Source organism: Streptomyces aurantiacus (assembly GCF_001418335.1).
In the GTDB taxonomy this organism is placed as follows: Bacteria; Actinomycetota; Actinomycetes; order Streptomycetales; family Streptomycetaceae; genus Streptomyces; species Streptomyces aurantiacus.
This window is the reverse complement of the sequence record NZ_LIPP01000395.1, coordinates 1-6,614: the sequence shown is the minus strand read 5'-3', so window position 1 is coordinate 6,614 and position 6,614 is coordinate 1. Positions and strand designations below refer to the sequence as shown.

The window sequence follows — 6,614 nt, the reverse complement described above, 5'->3', positions numbered from 1 at the left end:
GGGGCATCCGAGCGGCATCCCAGCCCGGGAGCTCAGGGTGTCTTCGGGCCGCTGTCGGGCGAGTTCAGACCCCGCAGGCGTTCCAGCTCGCGGCGATCGCGCTTGGTGGGGCGGCCCGTGCCCCGGTCGCGGATGCCGGCGGGGGCGACGGCCTCGCGGGGCGGGGGAGGCGGGCTGTTGTCGACATAGCACTCGGCGGCGACCGTGGCCCCGACCCGCTTGCGGATCACGCGTTTCACGACGACGACCCGCTCCCGTTCGGCGTGCCGCAGCCGGACCTCGTCACCGACGCGGACGGCGTACGCGGGTTTGACCCGCTCGCCGTTCACCCGGACGTGGCCACCGCGGCAGGCGGTGGCGCCCATGGAGCGGGTCTTCACGAGGCGGACGGACCAGATCCAGCTGTCGACGCGCACGGTCTCGCCGCTCGCGGGTGCGGCCGCCTTCGCGACGGCCACGGCGTCGGCGTCGGTGTCGGTGGAGGTAACGGCGGAGACATCGGTACCAGCACCGGCACCGATGTCACCGGTACCAGCGCCGGTACCAGTACCCCTACCGGTATCCGTGGCGGTGGCGCCGGCGGAGCCGTTCGTGACCGGCCGCCCGGAGTCCTCGCGCCTCGTCTCGTTCCTCTGAGTCCCGTTGGTCCCTTGGGTGCCTGAAGCCATGGTCCGACCTTAGTACTCGGCGGGCGGGTGGCCGGAGTCGTTTTCCGTCGGGACGGGCCGGGCTCTCGCCGGGCATACCGTGGGGGTATGGAGCAGGAGCGCAGCCTGGCGGAGCTGGACCGGCGGATCGCGGGGTGCCGGGCCTGCCCTCGGCTGGTCGACTGGCGGGAGGAGGTGGCCCGGACGAAGCGGGCCGCCTTCGCGGACTGGACGTACTGGGGCCGGCCGGTGCCGGGTTTCGGGCCGCCGGATGCCTCGCTGCTGGTGGTCGGGCTCGCGCCGGCGGCGCACGGAGGGAACCGGACCGGCCGGATGTTCACGGGGGACCGGTCCGGAGACGTGCTGTACGCCGCGCTGCACGACGTGGGCCTCGCCTCGCAGCCGACGTCCGAGAGCGCCGCCGACGGGCTGGCCCTGTACGGCGTCCGCGTCACGTCACCCGTGCACTGCGCCCCGCCCGCCAACAAACCGACTCCCGAGGAACGGAACACCTGCCGTCCCTGGCTGGTGAGCGAACTGCGACTGCTCGCACCCACCCTCCGCGCGGTCGTCGTGCTCGGCGGCTTCGGCTGGCAGGCCGCGCTGCCCGCGTTCGCAGAGGCGGGGTGGAAGGTGCCCCGGCCGAGGCCGGCCTTCGCGCACGGTGCGCGGGTCGCGCTGGAGGGCCCGGCCCGACCGCTGGAACTCTTCGGATGCTTCCACGTCAGCCAGCGCAACACCTTCACAGGGCGGCTGACCCCCGAGATGCTGCGGGACGTGCTGCGTACGGCGGCGCGGGCGGCGGGGCTGCCGACCACCCCGTACACGGGATCACACGACAGCCCCTACCCCTAGGGACCTTCTGCCACGACACTAAGGTCGTGCGGATGGGCCTGTATCCGGAGATCGAACCGTACGACCACGGCATGCTCGACGTCGGTGACGGCAACCGCGTGTACTGGGAGGTGTGCGGCAATCCGCGGGGCAAGCCCGCGGTCGTGCTGCACGGTGGGCCGGGTTCGGGCTGCGCCCCCGGCTTCCGGCGCTACTTCGACCCGGCCGCGTATCGCATCGTCCTGCTCGACCAGCGCGGCTGCGTACGGTCGACGCCGCACGCGAGCGTGTACGAGACCGACATGAGCGTCAACACGACGGCGCGACTGATCGGCGATCTGGAGCTGCTGCGGCGGGAGTTGGGCATCGAGCGGTGGCTCGTGTGGGGTGTTTCGTGGGGTTCGGTACTCGGGCTGAGGTACGCGCAGACGCACCCGGGGGCCGTGTCGGAACTGGTACTCACGGGCGTGGCCACCGGGTCCACCGCCGAAGTGACCCTCCTGACCAGGGGACTTGGTCGGATCTTCCCCGAGGCTTTCGAGCGGTTCGTCGCCGAGTTGCCCGAGGGCGACCGGGACGGGAGCCTGGCCGCCGCGTACAACCGGCTTGTCGAGTCCTCCGACCCGGAGGTGCGGGCGCGGGCCGCGCGCGCCTGGACCGACTGGGAGACGGCGATCGTCCCGGCGCCGCCGCGGTCGGTGGAGCGCTACGAGGACCCGGTGTTCCGCCTGGCCTTCGCCCGCACCGTCACCCACTACTTCGGCAACGACCACTTCCTGGGAGAGGGACATGCCCGGGGAGAGGGACATGTCCTGGAACGGGGACATGGTGGCGGCGGCCAGGCCGTCGTTCTGCGTGACGCCCCGCTCCTCAAGGACGTTCCCGGCACCCTCGTCCAGGGCAGCCTCGACTTCGGGAACCTCCTGGGCATCGTGTGGCGGCTCCATCACGCCTGGCCCGGCAGCGAGTTGGTCGTCGTGGACGACGTGGGCCACAACGCGGGAGCGACCGGCGTAGTGGACGCACTGGTCGCGGCCACCGACCGGTACGCGGCTCGCCGGGGAACGCGAAACCGGCTCTAGCGGCGACCGCGGCGACCGCCCGCCGTACCGGCAGTCACGCTTCTTCTGTGATAGCGGTGCCGGTGGCGGCCTCGGCCTCGGCGCCCGAGTCTGTGTTGCTGCCGAAGAGGTGGCGCACCGTCGAGCGGTAGTTGGCCTGGACGTGGGCCAGGGCGTGGGCGCGGGCCCGCTCACGGTTGCCGGAGGCGATGGCGGCGTACAGCTCGCGGTGTTCGGCGAGGAGCTGGGGCCACTCCTCGTTCTGCCGGGTGAGCCAGCGCAGCCGACCGTCGACCGGTTCCATCACGGAGATCAGCAGGCTGTTTCCGGCCATTGCCAGAACCCGGTCGTGGAAGCGTGTGTTGATGTCGGTGATCGCCTCCGCGTCGTCGGCGTCGGTCGCCTCCGCGGCCTGGTCGAGGAGTTCCTCCAGTTCGGCCAGATCGGCCCGGGTGGCGCGCTGGGCGGCCAGCCCGGTGGCGTACACCTCAAGGGCCTCGCGGAGTTCGAAGAGTTCCGCGACGTCCGTGGGGGTCAGCCGGCGTACGACCGTACGGCGGGGAGTCTCGAAGAGGACGAAGCCCTCGGTGACCAGGGCCCGGATCGCCTCGCGCACCGGCACCCGGGAGACCCCGAACCGTTCGGCCAGCTCGCGCTCGACCAGCCGGTCGCCGGGCAGCAGCCGCCCGGCGATGATCTCCTGCCGCAGTGAGCTGAGCACCCGTTCGCGTACCGCCCCCAGCGGTTCCACCGTCGTCATGTGTCCATCCTCGCCGACTCCTGGACTGTTTTACCGAGCTGTAACCGCACGGACATGGCGAGATGTCGTCGAAGGCGGGACCATGACCACAGTTTGGTATACCAAAACTGCTCGCGATTGCCCTGTGCCTTGTCTAGCGACGTGCGCTGTGACTGCCCTGCGGTTGCGCTGCGCTCGCCCCCACTGCTCTCGCACGCCCGTTCTCGTTTCCGTCCCCACCTCTCGCTCCTCAGTCCTCCCGTCGTCCCCTCGCCCATGGAGGCCCTGTGTCCCTCGCCGATCCCGCCGCAGCCACCGGCGCACCAGCGTTCGTTCCCGATCCCCGGCTCACCAACGAAGACCTCGCGCCCGCGGGCAAGCGCAACTGGAAGGTCTTCGACCTCTTCGCCATGTGGATGTCGGACGTCCACAACCTCGGCAACTACACGTTCGCGGCCGGGCTGCTGGTCCTCGGCATGAACGTCTGGCAGATCTTCACGTCCCTGCTCGTCGGCTTCGTGCTCATCTACGTCGGCATGAACTGGATGGGGAAGATCGGGCAGGCCCACGGCGTGCCCTTCCCCGTCATCAGCCGCATCAGCTTCGGGGTCTGGGGCGCCAATATTCCTGCCCTGATCAGGGCCGTCATCGCCATCATGTGGTACGGCATCCAGACCTATCTGGCCTCCGTCGCCGTCAACATCATGCTGCTGGCGGCCTGGCCCGGCCTTGAGTCCTGGACGCACAGCTCATTCCTCGGCCTCCACGCGCTCGGCTGGCTGTCCTTCGTCTCACTGTGGCTGGTCCAGGCGCTGATCATCAGCCAGGGCATGGAATCCGTACGGAAGTTCCAGGACTTCTGCGGCCCGGCGATCTGGCTCGTGATGATCGCCCTCGCCATCTGGATCCTCGCGAAGGCCGGTTGGACCATCTCGCTCACCTCGACCCCGAACCCGGTCTCCGTGGGCGAACAGTGGCGGCAGTGGTTCGGCGCGATCGGGCTGATCCTCGCCACGTACGGCACGTTGATGCTCAACTTCTGCGACTTCTCGCGCTTCGCGCCCAGCTACCGGACGGTCAAGCGCGGCAACTTCTGGGGTCTGCCGATCAACTCGACCGCCTTCGTGATCGTGTCGGTCATCGTCACGGCAGGTTCCATCGAGGTGTTCGGCAAGGCCATCACCGACCCCGCCCACCTCGTCGCCGAGATCGGCAACAAGTGGGTGCTGATCCTGGGTGCGCTGACCTTCGCCATCGCCACCATGGGTGTCAACATCGTCGCCAACTTCGTCTCGCCCGCGTACGACCTGGCCAACGTCTGGCCGCAGAAGATCACCTTCAAGGTCGGCGGCATGATCAGCACGGTCGCCGCCCTGGTCGTGACGCCGTGGAACCTCTTCTCCAACCCCACGGTCGTCAACTACTTCCTCGGCGGTCTCGGCGCCTTCCTCGGCCCGCTGTTCGGCGTGATCATGCTCGACTACTTCTGGGTCAAGCGCGGTCGCATCGACGTGAACGAGCTCTTCGACGCCGCGCCCGGCTCGCGCTACTACTACCGCAAGGGCGTCAACCCCAAGGCGCTGTGGGCGTTCCTGCCCGCGGCGGCGGTCTCGGCGGTCCTCGCGCTGGTGAAGACGTTCAGCGACGTGGCCCCGTACTCCTGGTTCATCGGGACGGCGCTGGCCGCCGGACTGTATGCGCTGCTGTGCCGCTCCGAGCGCGCCGCGGCCCCCGCGATCGAGCCGGCCCCGGCCCCGGCTCCGGGCGCGGCCCCGACCTCGGGTGCGGTTTCAGCTCCGGCTCCGGCTTCTGCTACCGCTCCGCGGGAGGGCTGAGCGTGCGAATCGTCGTCACCAACTGCAATACGACGCAGGGGATGACCGAGGAGATCGTGCGCGGTGCCCGAGCCGCGGCAGGCTCGGGCACCACCGTGCTCGGACTCACCCCCGCATGGGGGCCCGAGTCCGCGGAGGGCTGGCTCGACAGCTACCTGTCGGCAGCCGCCGTCCTCGACACCCTGCGCACGTACGAGGAGCCGTACGACGCCGTCGTGATGGCCGGTTTCGGGGAGCACGGGCGCGAGGGCGTACGGGAACTCGTGGACGTACCTGTCGTCGACATCACCGAGGCGGCTGCCCACCTCGCCTGCCTGCTCGGGCGGCGGTACGGAGTCGTCACCACGCTGGAGCGGTCGGCGGGGCAGATCGAGGACAGCCTGTACACGGCGGGCGTCGCCCGGAACTGCGCCGCCGTCGTGGGCACGGGGCTCGGCGTTCTCGACCTCGGCGACCCCGAACGTACGGAAGCGGCCTTCGTCGCCGCGGCCGAACGGGCCCGGGACGCCGGCGCGGAGGTCCTGGTGCTCGGGTGCGCCGGGATGACCGGTCTGCAGCGGGCCGTGGGGGAGAAGCTGGGGCTGCCGGTCGTCGACGGAGTGGGCGCGGCGGTGAAACTTGCCGAGTCGCTCGTGGCGCTGGGGCTCACGACGAGCCGCGCGGGCGGTTACGAGAAGCCGCTGCCGAAGCGGCGGACGTGGGGGCGGCCGGCGGAGTGACCCCGGGCCTTACCGACGACGGGGCCGACCGGACGGACCGGGCGTCCCGGGCCGACCGGGCGTACCGGGCGGGCGGGCACCTGCGGTGATCAGCCGTCTGAACCGGGCCGGTCCTCGATGAGGCGGTCATCGTGGTGGGCGCCGAAGTGCTCGGCCTGCCGGGCCATGATGTCGCGCATCGAGGTGCCGCGAGGAACGCCGTACACCGTGCCGGGGAAGTCCAGTTCCCTCTGCACCTCCCACAGTTCGTCGTGCTGGTCGGGTGAGAAGAGCTGTGCCCGCGGGGCACCGGCCGCGATCCATCCGATGGGTACGACCGTGCCGGGCGGCAGAACCGAGTTCGCGTGCAGCACGCTGTTGATCCGCAGCTCCGAACCGGCGCCCACGACGGATCCGGGGAAGGCGGAGGCGCCGGTGGCGACGAAGACCTCGTCCTCGATGCGGGCGCCGTTGACGTGGGCGTGCGGGCCGATGAGTACGGCGTCGCCGATGATCGCGGGGTGCCGTCGGCGGCCCCGTACGAGGGCGTTCTCCATGATGACGACGTCCGCGCCGGTCCGTACCTCCCCGTCCTCCGCCGTGACGACGGCGCCGTGCAGGACGCGGGCCCGTTCGCCGAGGACGACCGCGCCGCAGAGCACGGCCGACGGGGCGACGTAGGCGGAGGCCGGGACGACGGGGCGCTGCCCACGGTGTTCGATCAACATGGGGCGACTCTAGACCGCCCCTAGACCGAGTCGGTTCCGGCATCGGCATCGGCATCGGCACCGGTGCCGATG

7 protein-coding genes are annotated in these 6,614 nt (G+C 70.7%); 4 read left to right on the top strand and 3 right to left on the bottom strand.

Features of this window, described 5'->3' with window-relative positions; genetic code table 11:
- Positions 1 to 32: 32 nt before the first annotated feature.
- Entirely contained in the window at positions 33 to 668 is a 636-nt protein-coding gene (locus AOK01_RS36480) for an RNA-binding S4 domain-containing protein (protein ID WP_359395508.1), read from the bottom strand.
- Between the two features lie 87 nt (positions 669 to 755).
- On the opposite strand from AOK01_RS36480, the gene AOK01_RS36475 reads away from it, so the two are divergent.
- Together AOK01_RS36475 and pip are read left to right on the top strand one after the other, a co-directional pair.
- Positions 756 to 1,502, top strand: a complete 747-nt coding sequence (locus AOK01_RS36475) for a uracil-DNA glycosylase (RefSeq protein WP_055519342.1) — start codon at positions 756 to 758, stop codon at positions 1,500 to 1,502.
- 32 nt (positions 1,503 to 1,534) lie between these two features.
- Positions 1,535 to 2,563, top strand: coding sequence for a prolyl aminopeptidase (gene pip / locus AOK01_RS36470; protein WP_055519341.1), 1,029 nt, complete (start codon positions 1,535 to 1,537; stop codon positions 2,561 to 2,563).
- A gap of 34 nt (positions 2,564 to 2,597) precedes the next feature.
- On the opposite strand, the gene AOK01_RS36465 is transcribed toward pip, so the two are convergent.
- Entirely contained in the window at positions 2,598 to 3,302 is a 705-nt protein-coding gene (locus tag AOK01_RS36465) for a GntR family transcriptional regulator (protein WP_055519339.1), read from the bottom strand.
- 266 nt (positions 3,303 to 3,568) lie between these two features.
- Between AOK01_RS36465 and AOK01_RS36460 the strand changes: the two genes are divergently transcribed.
- Both AOK01_RS36460 and AOK01_RS36455 read left to right on the top strand, forming a co-directional pair.
- Positions 3,569 to 5,116, top strand: coding sequence for an NCS1 family nucleobase:cation symporter-1 (locus AOK01_RS36460; RefSeq protein ID WP_079104049.1), 1,548 nt, complete (start codon positions 3,569 to 3,571; stop codon positions 5,114 to 5,116).
- Positions 5,117 to 5,118: 2 nt separating this feature from the next.
- A complete protein-coding gene (locus AOK01_RS36455; protein ID WP_055519337.1) occupies positions 5,119 to 5,835 on the top strand; it encodes an aspartate/glutamate racemase family protein in 717 nt (238 codons plus the stop codon).
- An 89-nt stretch (positions 5,836 to 5,924) separates the two neighbouring features.
- Here AOK01_RS36455 and AOK01_RS36450 read toward each other — a convergent pair whose 3' ends face one another.
- Complete coding sequence (locus tag AOK01_RS36450; protein WP_055519335.1) at positions 5,925 to 6,542, bottom strand: gamma carbonic anhydrase family protein; 618 nt, start codon at positions 6,540 to 6,542, stop codon at positions 5,925 to 5,927.
- Positions 6,543 to 6,614: the final 72 nt, after the last annotated feature.

Excerpts from the sequence above, each read along its gene's own strand:
- AOK01_RS36480 (WP_359395508.1), bottom strand. The coding sequence starts at position 668 with ATGGCTTCAGGCACCCAAGGGACCAACGGGACTCAGAGGAACGAGACG.
- AOK01_RS36475 (WP_055519342.1), top strand. The coding sequence starts at position 756 with ATGGAGCAGGAGCGCAGCCTGGCGGAGCTGGACCGGCGGATCGCGGGG.
- pip (WP_055519341.1), top strand. The coding sequence starts at position 1,535 with ATGGGCCTGTATCCGGAGATCGAACCGTACGACCACGGCATGCTCGAC.
- AOK01_RS36465 (WP_055519339.1), bottom strand. The coding sequence starts at position 3,302 with ATGACGACGGTGGAACCGCTGGGGGCGGTACGCGAACGGGTGCTCAGC.
- AOK01_RS36450 (WP_055519335.1), bottom strand. The coding sequence starts at position 6,542 with ATGTTGATCGAACACCGTGGGCAGCGCCCCGTCGTCCCGGCCTCCGCC.